Origin of the sequence: Alcanivorax sp. S6407 (genome assembly GCF_023016115.1) — a bacterium.
Classification (GTDB): Bacteria; Pseudomonadota; Gammaproteobacteria; order Pseudomonadales; family Alcanivoracaceae; genus Alcanivorax.
Genome location: NZ_JALKBH010000002.1, coordinates 1,159,992 through 1,175,745, shown reverse-complemented (window position 1 = coordinate 1,175,745; position 15,754 = coordinate 1,159,992). Strand labels below are relative to the sequence as shown.

The 15,754-nt window shown below is 59.2% G+C and carries 13 protein-coding genes; 4 read left to right on the top strand and 9 right to left on the bottom strand.

What is annotated here, in order from left to right; translation table 11 throughout:
• Nucleotides 1–423 precede the first annotated feature (423 nt).
• Both katG and MWU49_RS08620 read right to left on the bottom strand, forming a co-directional pair.
• Nucleotides 424–2,583, bottom strand: coding sequence for a catalase/peroxidase HPI (gene katG / locus MWU49_RS08625; protein WP_246970631.1), 2,160 nt, complete (start codon nucleotides 2,581–2,583; stop codon nucleotides 424–426).
• 214 nt (nucleotides 2,584–2,797) lie between these two features.
• Nucleotides 2,798–3,796 (bottom strand): SDR family NAD(P)-dependent oxidoreductase, encoded by a 999-nt coding sequence (locus MWU49_RS08620; protein ID WP_246970628.1) that lies wholly within the window; start codon nucleotides 3,794–3,796, stop codon nucleotides 2,798–2,800.
• Nucleotides 3,797–3,978: 182 nt separating this feature from the next.
• Here MWU49_RS08620 and MWU49_RS08615 point away from each other — a divergent pair, with 182 nt between their 5' ends.
• Complete coding sequence (locus tag MWU49_RS08615; RefSeq protein WP_246970627.1) at nucleotides 3,979–4,530, top strand: TetR/AcrR family transcriptional regulator; 552 nt, start codon at nucleotides 3,979–3,981, stop codon at nucleotides 4,528–4,530.
• A gap of 424 nt (nucleotides 4,531–4,954) precedes the next feature.
• Here the strand turns inward: MWU49_RS08615 and MWU49_RS08610 are convergent, their stop codons facing one another.
• A complete protein-coding gene (locus MWU49_RS08610; RefSeq protein WP_246970625.1) occupies nucleotides 4,955–5,854 on the bottom strand; it encodes a hypothetical protein in 900 nt (299 codons plus the stop codon).
• Nucleotides 5,855–6,053: 199 nt separating this feature from the next.
• Between MWU49_RS08610 and MWU49_RS08605 the strand changes: the two genes are divergently transcribed.
• Both MWU49_RS08605 and MWU49_RS08600 read left to right on the top strand, forming a co-directional pair.
• The gene (locus MWU49_RS08605; protein WP_246970623.1) at nucleotides 6,054–6,353 is read left to right on the top strand and encodes a hypothetical protein; all 300 of its coding nucleotides are present in this window, start codon (nucleotides 6,054–6,056) and stop codon (nucleotides 6,351–6,353) included.
• A gap of 26 nt (nucleotides 6,354–6,379) precedes the next feature.
• Nucleotides 6,380–6,640, top strand: a complete 261-nt coding sequence (locus MWU49_RS08600) for a hypothetical protein (protein ID WP_246970621.1) — start codon at nucleotides 6,380–6,382, stop codon at nucleotides 6,638–6,640.
• On the opposite strand, the gene MWU49_RS08595 is transcribed toward MWU49_RS08600, so the two are convergent.
• The 4 genes from MWU49_RS08595 to MWU49_RS08580 all read right to left on the bottom strand — a co-directional run bounded on the left by MWU49_RS08595 (nucleotide 6,641) and on the right by MWU49_RS08580 (nucleotide 9,993).
• Nucleotides 6,641–7,405 carry an SDR family NAD(P)-dependent oxidoreductase gene (locus MWU49_RS08595; RefSeq protein ID WP_246970619.1) on the bottom strand — a complete coding sequence of 255 codons (765 nt, stop codon included), beginning with the start codon at nucleotides 7,403–7,405 and terminating at the stop codon, nucleotides 6,641–6,643.
• Nucleotides 7,387–8,217 (bottom strand): GIY-YIG nuclease family protein, encoded by an 831-nt coding sequence (locus MWU49_RS08590; RefSeq protein WP_246970617.1) that lies wholly within the window; start codon nucleotides 8,215–8,217, stop codon nucleotides 7,387–7,389. The genes MWU49_RS08595 and MWU49_RS08590 overlap by 19 nt, the downstream gene beginning before the upstream one ends.
• 89 nt (nucleotides 8,218–8,306) lie before the next feature.
• Nucleotides 8,307–8,873 (bottom strand): PDC sensor domain-containing protein, encoded by a 567-nt coding sequence (locus MWU49_RS08585; RefSeq protein WP_246970614.1) that lies wholly within the window; start codon nucleotides 8,871–8,873, stop codon nucleotides 8,307–8,309.
• Nucleotides 8,874–9,099: 226 nt separating this feature from the next.
• On the bottom strand, nucleotides 9,100–9,993 hold the full coding sequence (locus MWU49_RS08580) for a metal-dependent hydrolase (protein ID WP_246970612.1): 894 nt from the start codon (nucleotides 9,991–9,993) through the stop codon (nucleotides 9,100–9,102).
• A gap of 118 nt (nucleotides 9,994–10,111) precedes the next feature.
• On the opposite strand from MWU49_RS08580, the gene MWU49_RS08575 reads away from it, so the two are divergent.
• On the top strand, nucleotides 10,112–11,182 hold the full coding sequence (locus tag MWU49_RS08575) for an AraC family transcriptional regulator (protein ID WP_246970610.1): 1,071 nt from the start codon (nucleotides 10,112–10,114) through the stop codon (nucleotides 11,180–11,182).
• Nucleotides 11,183–11,188: 6 nt separating this feature from the next.
• Here MWU49_RS08575 and MWU49_RS08570 read toward each other — a convergent pair whose 3' ends face one another.
• Together MWU49_RS08570 and MWU49_RS08565 are read right to left on the bottom strand one after the other, a co-directional pair.
• Nucleotides 11,189–12,376 (bottom strand): integrase arm-type DNA-binding domain-containing protein, encoded by a 1,188-nt coding sequence (locus MWU49_RS08570; protein ID WP_246970608.1) that lies wholly within the window; start codon nucleotides 12,374–12,376, stop codon nucleotides 11,189–11,191.
• 164 nt (nucleotides 12,377–12,540) lie between these two features.
• A complete protein-coding gene (locus tag MWU49_RS08565) occupies nucleotides 12,541–15,675 on the bottom strand; it encodes an HD domain-containing phosphohydrolase (protein WP_246970606.1) in 3,135 nt (1,044 codons plus the stop codon).
• Nucleotides 15,676–15,754 lie beyond the last annotated feature (79 nt).

Here is a 15,754-nt window from a genome sequence, read left to right as displayed (position 1 = left end):
CAATAGCGAAGAGCAAAGACGAAGCCTTCCCTCTGTGGGAGCGTGCTTGCACGCGAAATGGTTTTGGTCGAGGCTGGGCAAAGCTTCGTTTGCAAGCAAATTATTCGCTTCGCTCACCCTTCAGGCTTCAGGCCGCACTCTGTGCGTTACTCCGCTACGCTACGTTCCCACATCAAGATGGAAAATTGCCTTCGGCTTCTCAGCGAAGCTGCTGTGGGAGCCTGCCTGCAGGCGATCCGAGCCTGAGCGAGGTAAGGATTCCAGAAGCGCTGTTCGTATCGCAGGAGAGCCAACAGGTTGGCTCTCCTGCGGTGCTCCCGGTTTTGCGTGCCGCGTGATGCGTGGAGCATGTTGCAGCCGCGAAGCGGCCAAAAAAAACGCCCCCGCACTTTCGTACGGGGGCGTTCGGGGTAGTGCCTATGCTTAAACGTCGAAGCGGTCGGCGTTCATCACCTTGGTCCAGGCCGCCACGAAGTCGTTGGCGAACTTTTCCTGGTTGTCGTCCTGGGCGTATACCTCGGCGTAGGCGCGCAGGATGGAGTTGGAACCGAACACCAGGTCAACCCGGGTGGCGGTCCACTTCACCTTGCCGCTGCTGCGATCGACGATTTCATACTTGTTGCCTGCCGGCTTCCAGCTGTTGCTCATGTCGGTCAGGTTGACGAAGAAATCGTTGCTCAGCTGGCCTTCGCGGTCGGTGAAGACACCGTCCTTGCTGCCACCATGGTTGGTGCCGAGCACGCGCATGCCACCGACCAGCGCGGTCATCTCCGGTGCTGTCAGGCCCATGAGCTGGGCGCGATCCACCATCAGTTTTTCCGCCGGTACCGAGTAATCCTTCTTCAGCCAGTTGCGGAACGCATCATGGATGGGCTCCAGCGGCTCGAAGGATTCCGCATCGGTTTGCTCGTCCGTGGCGTCACCACGACCCGGGGTGAACGGTACGCTGATGTTCAGGCCGGCGGCTTTGGCTGCCTGCTCCACGCCTACGTTACCTGCCAGCACAATCATGTCGGCCACACTGGCGCCCACTTCACCGGCAATGCCTTCGAGTACGCCCAGTACCTTGCTGAGGCGGGCTGGCTCATTACCTTCCCAGTCCTTCTGTGGTGCCAGGCGAATGCGCGCCCCGTTGGCGCCACCGCGCATGTCAGAGCCGCGGTAGGTGCGGGCACTGTCCCAGGCGGTGCTGACCATCTCGCTGATACTCAGGCCGCTGGCCGCAATCTTCGCCTTGGCTGCATCCACATCGTAGCTGCTGTTGCCGGCGGGCACCGGGTCCTGCCAGATCAGATCTTCACTGGGCACTTCCGGGCCGATATAACGGGCTTTCGGTCCCATGTCACGGTGCGTCAGCTTGAACCAGGCGCGGGCAAATACGTCATCGAAGTAGGCCGGGTCCTGATGGAATTTTTCGGAAATCTTGCGGTATTCCGGATCCACCTTCATGGCCATGTCGGCGTCAGTCATGATCGGGTTGTGGCGTACTGACGGATCTTCCGCGTCCACCGGCTTGTGTTCGTCCGGCATGTCCACCGGTTCCCACTGCCAGGCGCCGGCGGGGCTCTTCTTCAGTTCCCACTCGTAGTTGAGCAGCAAGTCGAAGTAGCCGTGATCCCACTGGGTCGGGTTGGTGGTCCAGGCACCTTCAAGGCCACTGGTTACCGCCTGGTTGCCCACCCCGCGAGTGGCGGTGATGTTCCAGCCCAGGCCCTGCTCGTGCACATCGGCCGCTTCCGGTTCCGGGCCCACGTTGTCGGCATTGCCGTTACCGTGGGCTTTACCCACGGTGTGGCCACCGGCCGTCAATGCCACGGTTTCTTCATCATCCATGGCCATGCGCTTGAAGGTTTCGCGCACGTCATGGGCGGTCTTGAGCGGATCCGGGTTACCGTCCACGCCTTCCGGGTTCACGTAAATCAAACCCATCATTACCGCGGCCAGCGGGTTTTCCAGATCACGATCCCCGGAGTAGCGGCTCTTGTCGTTATCGCTGGTGGCCAGCCACTCATCTTCCGCACCCCAGTAGATGTCTTCTTCCGGTGCCCAGATGTCTTCACGGCCAAAACCGAAGCCGAAGGTCTTGAAGCCCATGGACTCGTAGGCCACGTTGCCGGCGAGGATAATCAGGTCGGCCCAGCTGATCTTGTTGCCGTATTTTTTCTTGATCGGCCACAGCAGACGACGGGCCTTGTCCAGGTTGCCGTTGTCCGGCCAGGAGTTCAGTGGCGCAAAGCGCTGGTTGCCGGTGCCGGCACCGCCACGGCCGTCGGCCATGCGGTAGGAGCCGGCCGCGTGCCAGGCCATGCGGATCATCAGGCCGCCATAGTGACCCCAGTCTGCCGGCCACCAGTCCTGGCTGTCAGTCATCAGAGCGGTGAGGTCGCGCTTGAGGGCGGCGGTGTCGAGTTTTTTCAGTTCTTCACGATAGTTGAAACCGGCTGACATGGGGTCGGTCTTGCTGTCGTGCTGGTGAAGGATGTTGAGGTTCAGTGCCTGCGGCCACCACTTGGTCGCCTCACTCCCTGCTGAAGTATTGGCGCCGTGCATGACCGGGCATTTCCCTGCGTTTGCATTACCCATTGGTTACTCTCCCTTGGATCAAGTCATGAATGTTATGGACTCAATCTAAAGAGAAAAATGGGCCCCGGCTAGCGCTGGGAGCGATAAACAGGGGTTTTCTTTTCTATGAAAAGGATAGGTTATTTCAATGGGTTTCGGGAGGAAGAACTACGGCACTCAATGCATCGCAGATTGCGCTGCGCACCGTCTGCGATTCAGACGATGCGCACCAGGTTTAACGCCGGGGTTTTTGATGGCTCTCGGACTTCGCCTGAGCGTCGTCATTCTCTTCGTTTGCCGATGCCCGTGCCCGCACTTTTGCAGACACATAATTTTCAGGCGGCTGTTCGTAAACGCTTTGATAACTGAAGTTCACGATGGATTCAGACGTCTTCGGCAGCAGGTAATACATGCCCAGGGCGCCCTTGCCGAAGATGCCCAGCTTGCGTTTGTTCTGAGTGATGATCACATCCAGCATCCACTTCACCGCCCTGTCCACGGACATGACCGGCATGTACTTGTAGATTTTTGTTGGCGCGATCATGGGAGTGCGCACCAGCGGATAGTTCAGCGATGAAAAGCGGATGTTGGTGTGTGCAAACTCATTGGCGGCCACCCAGGTCCAGCCTTCCAGCGCCCACTTGGAACCCAGGTAAGCGGAGAAGCGGGCGGGATTTGCCTGCACCCCAACAGTGGAGACATTGATAATGTGCCCTTCGTTTCTGGCTTCCATGCCGGGCAGTACATTCATGGCCATGCGGATGGATGCCAGATAGTTGAGCTGCATGGTGCGCTCGTAATCATGGAAGCGGTCGTAGGTGAACTTGATGGAGCGGCGAATGGAGCGGCCGGCGTTGTTGATCAGAATGTCCACCCGGCCATGCTCCTGTTCGATGGCCCGGCAGACACGATCACACTCGTCGAAATTGGTCAGGTCCGCCGGATAGACGAATGCCTTGCCGCCCTGTTCCTGAATGCTGCTGGCAAGGTCATCCAGCTTGTCCCGGTTACGTGCTATCAGTGCCAGGGTGGCGCCTGCCCGGGCCAGTTCAGTGGCCACCTCGGCACCGATACCCGAGCTGGCGCCGGTGAGGATGATCACCTTGCCATTCACCCGTTGACGCAGCGCATCGCCGGGGGCCAGCAGGCTTTTTACGTTCCAGCGCCAGTGCTGGCCGAAGCGGGTGACGTAGGGAAGGACTTTGGGGATACGGAATTTCAGTTCACTGGACACGGAAGCTCAAACCTTTTCGGAGAACGAATGCATAAAGTCTAATCTGAGTATATGCTCGGAAAAACTCGGATTTCAGGATCGCTCACAGGACCCCGTCGATGGCTACGGAAAAGCTTCAACCCGCTGATTTTAAAATGAAAAAAGAGCCCAGGCAGGTCAGGTCGAGGGCGACGGTTCAGGCCATGGTGGAAGCCTGCGCTCGGATTCTGGAGGAGAGGGGGTATGCCGGGCTGACCACCAATGCGGTGGCGGAGGTCGCTGGAGTGAGTATCGGCTCTGTCTATGAATTCTTTCCCGGCAAGGAAGCGATTGTGGCACGGGTGGCGGATACCTTGCTGGCGGATGTGTCGAGCACCCTCAATGCCAGGCTTGAACGTACCGACCGACGACAGGACGTGCATCGGGCGATGCGTCATCTGATCGGCGCGCTGTACGCCCTGATGTTTCAGCATCGACGATTACTTCAGGTGCTGATATTCCAGGTGCCCTTTGTGCAGCAGCTGCCGTCGGCTCGGCAGTTGCAGCAGGAATTGCTGCAGGTGGTGGTCAATGGGCTGCAGAAATCCCGTGAGCATTATCAGCTGACAGTGCCGCCGAGCACCCTCTACCTGATGGCGACTTCCACGGCGGGCAGTCTGCTGCACCTGGTGTTGATGAAGCCGCCCGGGCTGGACACCGACACGGTGCTGGATGATCTGGCTACGCGAATGGCTGACTGGCTGGAGCAGGGGTAGGGCTACGAGCTACAAGCTACAAGCTACAAGCTACAAGCTACAAGCTACAAGCTACAAGCTACAAGCTACAAGCTACAAGCTACACTCGATTTGATGAGAAGACCCGGAAAAGTTCCCGGGTTTTTCAGGCTATCTACGGAGCCGCTGTAGGAGCTTGCCTGCAAGCGATCCGAGCCTCGGCGAGGTAAGGATCCCAGAAGCGAGTTTCGAGTACCGAGTTTCGAAAACCAAAAAAAAGGCAGGTAGTTACGGGGGTTGGGGTTTTGCCCTTCGAAACTCGGTACTCGAAACTATTACCTCGCTTAGGCTCGGATCGCTTGCAGGCAAGCTCCTACAGCAGCCACTAGTTAGTGTTTACCGACGCAAAAAGGCCCGCCCGGTTACGGGCGGGCCTTTTTGCGTCAGGCGTCAGGCGTCATGCGTCCTACTCCATCATTTCCTCACGCAATTTTTCCACTTCTTCGGTGAGGGATTCCGACAGTTCCTGCCACTGCTTCTTCTGCTTCTCCAGGGCTTCGTTGTCCAGCTTCTCCAGACTGCTGCGGATCTCTGCCAGCGCCTTGCTGTTCTCCAGTGCGGACTGGATGGAGTCAGGGTCAATGGACTCCAGACGTTGTTCCAGTTCGCTGGCGGCATCCTCGAGCGCCTCTATGTCAGCCTCGCTGAGGCGGCTGGATTGTTCCTGCAGGGTTTGCTGGATGGATTCATCCATGCTTTTCAGGGATTGCTGCAGTTGCGCGCTATAGGTTTGTAGTGCCTGGTCGGCCTGGCGGGTGAAGGCTTCCTGATTGGCTTCCAGTTCGTTGAGGAGCTTGTCGAGCTTGCGGTTGGCTTCATCGGCGGACTGATTGAGGCTCTCTTCCAGGTCCCGCCCCAAATTCGTCATGCGATTGAACAGGTCGCCAAACACGCCGCCGCGAACGCTGCGTTGGGTGCGTTCATAATCGACCTTCCACTCTTGATCCCGTTGTACCAGCCAGGTGATCACCTCTCGGTCGCTGCCGTCGGGTTTGCTGAGGACGGTGTCAATCTGGGCCTTGTTGCCCTCTACGACCAGTTTGCCCAGCTCGACCTGGTAGCCATTCCAGTTCTTGTCGAAGCCATCGAAGCGGGCCGGATCGGTAAGGGTCGAAGTATCGACTGCAGCATCGGCATCATTGTCGATGACCGCGCTCCAGAATTCTGCCGTGACCTCTTCCGGCGTTTCCGGTCCGAAGCAGCCGGCAAGCAGGGTGGCAAGCAACAAGGGGAGCAAGGCCGTAAAGCGGCGGAGTGAGCAGCGAAAAGTGCGGTTGAGCCTGCGGTTGAAAATGTTGGACGTCATGGGCATGTCGTTCTCTTTATTCATCTCGGTGATCGGTTTTTCCTGCATGCCTGCATAATAGTGCAGCAGGACGGGCTGGCAAGGAACCGGTACGAGCAATCTCCTCCCAGCCGCTGATAAAGTGACCTGTTGCCGGGAATTATGTGGGCAATGACCTATCATGTCCTCTGATGCAGCCGCGATAATCAAGGAGAAGAAAATGTGGCGATATGTGCGTTTCCCTTTTTTGCTTGCCGTATTAATGCTGTCTGCTGGTCAGACTTTTGCCCTGTGTAACTGCTATCTTCCGGACAAACCGGCCATCCCTGATGGCGAGACCGCGACTAACGAGCAGATCCAGTTTGCCCGCAACAACCTGGTGACCTATCAGGGCAAGATGCAGAGCTACAAGCAGTGTCTGGAGCAGTGTATTGCCGATGCGGCGGATACTGAAAACGAGGTAGTGGATAAGTGGAACCGGACCGTGGAATCTTTTAACGCCCGGATGGTCAATCCCTGAACCGGACTGAATAGCAGGACAGTACAATGAAAGAACTGGAACAGGCAGAAGACGACTTCGCCTTTGCGCGGCTTGTGGAAGCGATTGAGAACCAGATTGCCGATGGTCACCCCCGTGAAGCCGGGCTGGTGATGATGGCGCTGACCGCCAAGGGAGAAGAGCACGATATGGTGCTGGAAAAAATGGCCGATGTGCTGGCCGAGCACGTGGCAATCAGCGCGGAAAAAAACGAGCCCTTCGATGTGAATGCCTACGCGGCAGGTTTGCTGAAACTGGCCGGGGAATGATTACCAGGGGATGGGTTTGCCGTCCCAGGCAATAAAGCGACCATGCTGTGCTTCGCCGGCATGATCAATGATTTCTGCCAGCTGTCGGGCCGCCCGCTGCGGCGAAAACAGTTTTCCCTCCGGTACATTGCGTTGAAACGGCGCTGACAGCGGCGTGTCTGTGGTGCCGGGGTGCAATGCCAGCACGCACAGTTGCGGATAGCGTCGACGGGTTTCAACCGACAATGTACGCAGCAGCTGGTTCTGCGCAGCCTTGCTGGCCCGGTAGCTGTACCAGCCGCCCAGATGATTGTCTTCAATGCTCCCTACCCTTGCGCTGATGCTGGCAAAGATGCCGGGTTGTCGTCGCGGCATCAGGGGTAACAACGCCCGGGCAAGCAGTATCGGTGCGAAGGTGTTGATGGCGAAACTTTGCTGCAGGCGTTGCAGGTTGATGTCCTCCAGGCGTTTTTCTGGTGCCTGGCCGGTTGTCGCATCATGCAGCAGGCCGACGCAATTGATGATCTGTTGAGGCGCGGCTTCCCATTCCTTTAAGCGTTTTGTCAGCGCTTCCAGTTGATCAGGGTCTGCAATATCTGTGTCGATGCAGCGCAGCGGTAATCCTTTCTGCTGCAGGCTTTGCAGTGTTTCGCATTGGCTGGCATGCCGTGACACAGCAATGACCGGGTGCTGGCGTGACAGCCAGTATTCCACCAGCGCCAGTCCGATTCCCGAACTGGCGCCGGTGATCAGTCGGGTGGTCGGGGTTAGGTCATCACGAAGCATTGGGCCCCCCGGTTGAGGAAATGGAGCAGCATGCGGTAACTGTCCAGATCAAAGAATCCGTCCCCGAGATCGATCAGGTCGTCAGTGGATGGTGGATGGGGCAGGGTGGCGAGGTGGCACCATTGCCGAATCAGGTGAAAGTCTTCCCGGCCTTCCCCGGGTTCGTGAATTACCAGGATGCCGTCGTAAGGCCAGGCCTGAATCTGATGCTCCTGAAGGGCTTCCAGCAACCGCTGGTTATGCATGTGGGCCGATTCTTCCCCGCAGCAGGCTCCCTGACAGCGGCCCAGTTGAAAGGAGAAGCAGGGCCCTTTTCCGCCTTCCAGAGCACACACTTTCGGGCACAACCCATGGGCCTTTACCCAATGCTCCATGGCCTGTTGTGCCTGACGTGGGCTGCGGAACAGGCCATAACAGTCCTGCTGCCAGAGCGGGCTTTCAGGGTTCGGCTGGTATCGTGTGGGAGTGAGTAAACCGTTGCTGTCTGTGGATAGCGTCCAGGTCTGCAATTGCCGGTAACGCCGCTGGCGCCGGTTGAAGATCGGTTGGCGTTGCTTGATCTCCCGGTTCTCCAACAGCAGGGCGCCCAGTTCACCGGCGGTTTCGCTGAACTCGATACGGCGGGTCTGTTGGCACATGCGGCGTGCACGGGGTGCCGTGTTCTGAAAGTGGCTTCGCACCCGCTGGCGGATATTGATGCTCTTGCCGATATACAGCAGCGACTCTCCTTCACCCCAGAAGCGATAGATGCCCGGGCTGGCAGGCAGGGCGGCGATGTCGGTGTCGAGGGACGCGGCAATGGCAGAAGTCATTGCCTGATAATGCGTTCAGACAGGTCTACAGCGGGTGAAGGTGAGGTGTGCCAGATGCCGGAAGCCTGACGCATCACGCGGATCAGGCGTCAGTCAAATTGTACGGGCGCCACGCCGACGGTGACGGCGCCGATGGCCTGGCCGTTCCTGTCGGTGATGGTGCGACTGACCTGGATCTGGAAGCTGCCGGTAGAGTCGTCCTGCTTCATTTCGCCCACGTGCTCAGCTCCTGGCCCGAGCTGGAAGGTCTGTTGCCATTTGGCTTCATCCCCTTGCCAGTAGTCACTGGTAATGCTGCTCTGGGCCACATTGAGGCCGCGATTATCCATGATGATGATTTCGGTGATCAGTTCGTTGCTGCTCAGCTGCATCGTGCGCAGGGCATCGGACAGCGGATTGTTGGTCAGCCGATGAATCAATGGGGAGTCGGAACTGCCAAATTCCTGCTGCCAACGGCTGTCCAGCAACGCGATGTCATCCTCGGACAACATGGCGCTGATCTGATTCTGAATTTCAACCTGTGCAATCACATCCGCCCGGGCGGCGATATGGGCTGCCTGGGTGCGACCGAAGTTGACCAGCTCATTGCTGGCGTCATCAGCCTGGGCTGAGCCACACATGCACAGGGCAAGCACTGCTGTCCTGATCCATTTCAAGGTGTTCGGGTCCCTTTGCCTTTTCTGGTTATCTTCCGCGCCGGCGATAGCGGCGGGGCAAGAGCCGGGTGGCGCCATTCTAGGACAAGCGAGGAGCGGGTGGCATGACCCGTTTGGCTAAGTGTGACACTTCTGTGTTATGCGTCAGGAAGGCAGGGGAGTGGGGCGTAAGGGCGCGATGAGGGGGGCTGGCGCCCCGTGTGCAGGGGCGCCAGGCAGGCGGGGCTCAGCCGGTTTCACCCAGCCAGCGCTGTTTGGCCTTTTCCACCAGGTCACGGGCATCATGATCCCAGGGATGGAAGCTGGGTTTGTAGAAGCTGAAGTAGCCCGGCAGCAACTTGCGGAACACGCCGGGTTTGCCCCACATGTAGTTGAGGGTTTCCCGCCAGGCTTTCCAGTTACCCAGCTGGCCTTCATCGCGCACCAGTTGGTAAAGATGCATGGAGGTGAAGAACGGGAACAGCACGCTGACCAGCATCATTTCAGTAATGCGGGTGAACTCGCTGCCGCCGATGGCCTTGTAGACATCGAAGGCCACTGCCTTGTGCTCGGATTCCTCAATGGCGTGCCAGGCCCAGACCTTTGCCATGCGCGGGTCCATTTCATCCAGGGCGTCGAACTTGAGGAGAAACTCTTCGGCCATCAGCGCGGTGAAGTGCTCTACGGCCACGGTGTGGGCCAGCTGGCGCTCCGGGCTGAGGTTGCGGCGCATCCAGTTCATGAAGCCGAGGATTTCCTTCTCCAGCCGAGCGAGGTCTACGCCTTGCTCTTGCAGATAGCCGTTGAGGGCATCGTGCTCGCGGGAGTGGTGGGCTTCCTGGCCGATGAAGCCCTTGATCGCCTTCTTCAGCTCCGGATCGGTAATCTGCCCCTCGAAGTGTCGCACCGAGTCGATAAAGAAGCGCTCACCGGGCGGGAAACCTGAGGACATGGCGGCCAGCAGCAGGGTCTTTACCGGGTTGTCGCCCCACCAGTAGCGCGGCACGTCGCCTTCCTTGAAGGCAAAGTCAGGGCGGCGGACTTTGGGGATCATGCCTTTCGGGGTCTTGCTCAGGGTTTTCAGTGTGCCACTGACACGCTGGCGCAGCTTGCCGGGCTTGATCGGTACGATGGCGTTCATTGTTGTGCTCCTGATCGGGCTCATCGGGCCAATAGGCTTAACATGGGTTTAATGTACTGGTGTCAGGTCAAGGAGCGTGAGACGCTGCGAGGACATAATAATTATCATTGGTGGCCAAATGTCTGCAGCGTCTATCCTCGCGCAAATGACAGCAAAGCGCGACTCCCTGCCGGGCTGGGTGCACCAGCCCAGCCAGGCGGTGACTTATCCGCGGGCCTTTATGGACGTGGCACAGGCGCGCGGGGTCGAGCGCGAAGCACTGTTGTCACTGGCCGGGCTGCCGGCCCGGGCGCTGGAAGACCCCTCTGGCAAGCTGTCGTTATTTGAGGTTGCCCAGGTGGTGGCTGCGGCCCATCAGTTGACCGGCGATGAGTGTCTGGGCTTCTCCACCGGCGACCGCATGCTGCTGACTGCCCACGGGAATCTCGGTTATGCGCTGATGTGTGCGCCCACCGTGCGTGAGGCCATCGTCATTCTGGAGCGTTACTGGCATCTGCGCGGTCGCGGGGTGCAGTTACAGGTGCACAGCGAAGAGGATGCGCTGTTCCTGGAGCTGAGTGTGGAAATTTCGCTGTCGCCCACCCTGACCCGATTGATGCTCAGTTCCATCCTGACCAGCATGTTGAGGGGGATCGAGTTTCTGGTGCCGGTATTGCCGGGTGGGCTGGAGATGTGGCTGCCCGGCGAGCGCCCGGAGGGATTCGAAACCTGGCAAGACCGCTTGCCGCCGGTGCGCTTTGCCCAGCATCGCGTTGGCCTGTCCCTGTGGGGAGATATGGCGCTGCTCGACCAGCCCTTGCCCACCGCCAATCCGGAGGCGCTGGGTAGTGCACTGGAGCAATGTGAACGTGAGAGCATGCTCACCGAGAGGGATGATGACATCGTGCGGCAGGTGCGCGCGGCGTTGGTCCCGGGTAGTGACGGCTACCCTTCACCGGAACAGCTTGCTGACACCCTGCACCTGACGCCGCGGACACTGCGGCGGCGATTACAGGAGCGCGGTTGTCACTATCAGAAATTGCTGGAAGAGGCGCGCCTGCGTGACAGCCGACGGCTGTTGCAGCAGAAAGATCTGGAGATCCGACGGATCGGGGAAATGCTGGGCTATCTGAACCCGGCCAATTTTACCCGGGCCTTCAAAAACTGGACCGGCATGACGCCGCGGGAATGGCGTCAACAGCAGGGCTAGGGAAAGCTAGCGCCTCGCGACCTTGCCCAGCAAGGTGCCTTCCAGATAATCCGCCCAGTCCTGCAGCATTTCCCGGCGCTTTTCCGCGTAGCCTTCCCGGTCGGGTTGTTCGGCATCCTGATCCAGTAGCTGTGCCTGAATCTGCTCTGCCTGATAGCCCAGCTCGCCCAGGGCGGTGGCGGCCAGAGTGCGCAGGTTGTCGGTGTTGACCAGGTCGCCGCGGGTGACCTTTTTCAGGGTCTTGCTGATGCTGCTGGAACCAAGGTGTTTGTGCCTGTCATTGCTGCCGGGGAATACGTATTCCTGGCGCCCGGTGAGCGGCTCCAGTTCGCGCAACAGTTCCACCGCCTGGCGAGGCAGGGGCACAGTGATGATGCGTTCCTCTCCCGTGTCCGGCTGGGTGCGGCGAATCCGCCATTCACCGGCATCCAGATCCATGTCCGACCACTTGGCGTTAACGATTTCACTTGGCTTGGCCAGCAGCCAGACGGTGAGTTTGAGTGCCGCACTGCTGGTGCTGCGGCCCCACTGGCCCAGCACATCGCTGGCCAGCCGGGTGAGTTTTTCGCGGGTGCTGATCAGGAACTCCGGCTCGGTACCGGAACCGGTCAGGCGTTTGTGCAGGGCGGCGGTGTGCTGATAACCGGCCACCCCGGTGTCCCGGGCATGCTGGTAGACCCGTTTGGCAATACCCAGCACCCGCTTGCCCTTTTCCACGTGGCCTTCGGCGCCCAGGGCGGTGGCCAGGGATTTGAGGTCTTCCGGGGTCACTTCGCTGACCACCCGTTTGCCGACACTGGCAATCAGGTAGTTTTCCAGCTGTCGTTTGGTGCGACGGAACTGTTCTTCCGACACTTCCAGCCGGTAGACCCGCTCCAGCCAATCGTTGGCGACGGTTTCAAAGGTGGCCAGAGAAGGACGAAAAATTTCCCGCTTCTCGCAGCGGCTGATCGGATCGATGCCGTCGGCAATCAGCTCGCGGACTTCCTTGCGCAGGTGGCGCGCGGATTCCAGCGATACTTCCGGGTAGGGGCCGAAGGTAATCACCTTGTCCCGGTCATTGAACCGGTAGGCCAGCTTCCAGGTGCGCTGTCCGTCGGTTTCCACCAGCAGGTAAAGCCCCTTGCTGTCGTTCAGCTTGTAGGGCTTTTTCAGGGCGGTGGCATTGCGTACATCCGCAGCAGTCAGGGCCATAGGCAATCTGTTGTCAGTATGTAATGTGTCAGTCGTTACTTAAAACTATCCCACAGTCGCCACATTTCGCAACGCGGCCGGGCCGAATTACGGTTGTTTTTGTGTATGTCTTTCCGTCCCAGGGCTTTTGACTTCCCTTTCAAATTTCAACTCACAGCTCGCTTCTAGGCCCCGCCGGGCAGGAACTCATGAAAGTCATGCACGTCCTGCTGGTCGGCACTGAGGTGCTGGCGGGCATAGTCTTCGACGACGCCGCTCAGCAACATCAAACGTAGCACGTCACCATCCAGGTGCCCCTCTGCCACCATGTGATTCATGATGCGCAGGGATTCGCTGACGGTCTTGGCATGTTTGTAGGGGCGATCGGATGCGGTCAGCGCCTCAAACACATCGGCCACGGCCAGAATCCGGTCGGGGATTTCCAGTTGCTCCCGATTGAGTCCACGTGGATAACCCTTGCCGTCCAGTCGTTCGTGATGGGTAGAGGCATACTGGGGTACCTTGGCCAGCTCTTCCGGGAACGGCAGTTTGTCGAGCATGCGGATGGTGTTGATGATGTGCTCGTTGATCTTGAAGCGGTCTTCGGCGGTGAGGGTGCCGTAATCGATCAACAGGTTGTAGAGCTCGCCCAGATTGGCCTGGAAGTGTGGTGGCGTGAGGGTAATACCCAGATGCTCCGGGTAATGGGGGGGATGCTCGTGGGGGATCAGATGCTCCGGTTTGTCGGCCAGCAATGTCTCCATCGCAGGGAGCGGGGTGGAGTCCGGGCCGAGTCGGCGGGCATCCAGCGGCGATAGACCGAGCCGGTCATCAAAGTGGCGTTGCCAGGTCTGGGCGCCGATCCTGCGCAGGGCATCCTTGGCGTCCTCATCGAGAAACTCACCGCCCACGTTGGCTTCTGCCACGATCCGGAATTGCTCCTGAAGCTCCTGTCTCCGGTCCTGCCAGCGCTTGTCGTGCCCGGCCTGCTTTTCCGGATCGGCCAGCGTGGCTTTCAGATACTCAATATCCGCATCGCGCCACAGTACTTCAAAGCGGGTACGGATCTCGTGGATGCGATTGTAGTTGGCTTCCAGTTTGGCGCCCTTGTCGACGATGTGTTCCGGCGTGGTGATCTTGCCGCAATCATGCAGCCAGGCGGCGATGCGGAATTCGCGTCGCTTGCGTTCATCATCCAGGCTGAAGTTCTGGAAAACCTTGTCGTCACTGCGTGAGGCGGCTTCCGCCAACATCATGCCCAGCTCCGGTACCCGGGCGCAGTGGGCGCCGGTATAGGCGGACTTCTCATCAATGGCCTGGGCAATCAGTTCAATAAAGGATTCCATCAGCGCTTCCTGGTTCTTCTCATGCTGACGGATGGCCTGGGCCATGGCATAGAGAGAAGCGGCCAGCCTTTCGGTTTCGATGATGCTGGTGCGGATGCGCTTTACCTGATGGTAATCGCGATTCTTTACCTTGAGCGTTTCGGCTTCCAGGCGCTTGATCGGATTGACAATGGGAGCCGCAAACAGGCCTGCCAGGGGGAGAAGGGCGAGCAGGCAAAGGGCGGTGATGCCCGCAGCCCAGAGTGCATTCTGGCGCGCCGGTCCGGTAATCAGGGACGCCGGAGCCACCGCGGAAAAAGACAGATCGGTGCCGCTGGAGAAGGGGCGGGAGAATGAAAAGTAGTGCTCTGCGCCATCGTCGAATTCCTGAAGCGCGGTATGGCTTCCCGGTCTGGTCTTGAGCAGGTCCGGGTACGGTACCGTGCCGCTGAAGCGGCTGAAGACCTGGTTGTCATTCAGCCATTTGTTTTTCAGTTGAGTCTGCGCCGCAGGGGGAATGGCCGCCAGTGCCCGATTCAGCAATGCCCGCAGGGGTTGCTGGTCGGGATGCACAAGCAGGAAAAGCTGCCCCATGTCTGTCGGCAGCCCGGTATCGCTGCTGTCGCGGATCCGCAGGCCATCGAGGAAAAACTGTCGTTGGATGAAACGCAGAATGGCAGCGTTGTCGATGACGGCGTCGGCCTCACGATTTCGCACTGCTCGCAGTGCGTCCAGAGTGCTTGGGTACTGTCGCAGGGTGATCTCCGGGAATTCCCGTTCAATCACCGGGATGATGGACCAGTCTTCACCCACCGCCAGGGTCCTGCCATTCAGTTGGGAAAGGTGACTAAAGGCGGCCTGCTCATCGCGGCTGGCAAAGGCAAATGGCAGGTCCAGAAAGGGCGCGGTGAACAGGCCCAGGCTGGCATTGCTTTCGTTGCGCAGAATCGGTTGCAGGATCTCGATACTGCCTTCCTGGTAGAGGCTGACAAGGGCGGGCCAGGTGTGTCCATTCACATACTGGAAACCCAGTCCGGTCATCTGGCTGATCAGGTTGAGTACATCAATGGCATAGCCATGGGGCTCGCCGCTGATGGCAAAGTCCACCGGCGCCCAGTCCAGTTCATTGGAGACACGCAGCGGAGACAGGGCTTTGACCAGCGCCTGCTCCTCTTCGCTCAGTGACAGGGGCGTGACCTCCGGCAGCTGGCTGTTCAGGGGCGGGGCATTGCTGGCAATGATGCGGCCCTGTTGATCATGCAGGTAGAGCTCGGTACCACTGGCCACCGGCAGGGTCAGCAGGTGTTCGGTGATGGCGTCCAGGGTGATGTCCAGCCCGAGTACGGCGGCGTTCTTGTCCAGCCGCAAGGAATAGGTGCGACCGGGGGCTTCCAGGCTGTCGAAAATATAGGGGGCGGTCTGGAAAACCTTGCCGGTCTGCGCCTGCTCGAACCAGGGGCGGGTGCGTGGATCGTAGCTACTGGGTTCGCGGGTCTTGGTGAGGATCTCGAGTCGGGCGTCCAGGTAATAAAGGTTCTTGTGATCCGCATCGCTGTCGCGGGTGGCCATCAGCCAGCTGGCCTCCGGGCCGGCGCCCAATCGGTTGCGTACTTGCGGATGGGCCTGCAGGTTGATCAGTTCGTAGAAACGTCCGTTATCAAAGCCCAGATAGATCGCATACAGGCCGGGGTTCAGAGACAGGGTCTGGGCAAACAGGCGCAGGGTGGAGGCCGGCACCTGGCCGTTGTCCCTTGCCAGGCGGGGGTAGCGAGCCAGTGACAGAGCCACATTGCGCGCCTTGCGATCGCGGCTTTCCAGAAAATCGGCAGTCTGTTCGGCGGTCTGGCGATACAGGGTCTTGGTGGCGGAGAGGGATTGCTGGTAATTGAAGTAGTACTGCAGGCCGATGGCAATGCTGGCAGTGAGGGCGGTGGCAGTAACGAAAATAGCAACCACACCAATGCGTATGCTGTACCGCCATTGCTTCCCTGCCATAAGGCGCTCCTTGCCTGAGGTCATCGTTTGCCGGGTTGTTCTCTCCAGCTTACCCTCGCTTGGCAAACTACGCTAAATT

Bases quoted from the DNA above. Each gene is read 5' to 3' on its own strand.
- MWU49_RS08565 (WP_246970606.1), bottom strand. From the start codon at position 15,675: ATGGCAGGGAAGCAATGGCGGTACAGCATACGCATTGGTGTGGTTGCT.
- MWU49_RS08590 (WP_246970617.1), bottom strand. From the start codon at position 8,217: ATGACTTCTGCCATTGCCGCGTCCCTCGACACCGACATCGCCGCCCTG.
- MWU49_RS08575 (WP_246970610.1), top strand. From the start codon at position 10,112: ATGTCTGCAGCGTCTATCCTCGCGCAAATGACAGCAAAGCGCGACTCC.
- MWU49_RS08580 (WP_246970612.1), bottom strand. From the start codon at position 9,993: ATGAACGCCATCGTACCGATCAAGCCCGGCAAGCTGCGCCAGCGTGTC.
- MWU49_RS08605 (WP_246970623.1), top strand. From the start codon at position 6,054: ATGTGGCGATATGTGCGTTTCCCTTTTTTGCTTGCCGTATTAATGCTG.
- katG (WP_246970631.1), bottom strand. From the start codon at position 2,583: ATGGGTAATGCAAACGCAGGGAAATGCCCGGTCATGCACGGCGCCAAT.
- MWU49_RS08610 (WP_246970625.1), bottom strand. From the start codon at position 5,854: ATGACGTCCAACATTTTCAACCGCAGGCTCAACCGCACTTTTCGCTGC.
- MWU49_RS08615 (WP_246970627.1), top strand. From the start codon at position 3,979: ATGGTGGAAGCCTGCGCTCGGATTCTGGAGGAGAGGGGGTATGCCGGG.
- MWU49_RS08595 (WP_246970619.1), bottom strand. From the start codon at position 7,405: ATGCTTCGTGATGACCTAACCCCGACCACCCGACTGATCACCGGCGCC.
- MWU49_RS08600 (WP_246970621.1), top strand. From the start codon at position 6,380: ATGAAAGAACTGGAACAGGCAGAAGACGACTTCGCCTTTGCGCGGCTT.
- MWU49_RS08570 (WP_246970608.1), bottom strand. From the start codon at position 12,376: ATGGCCCTGACTGCTGCGGATGTACGCAATGCCACCGCCCTGAAAAAG.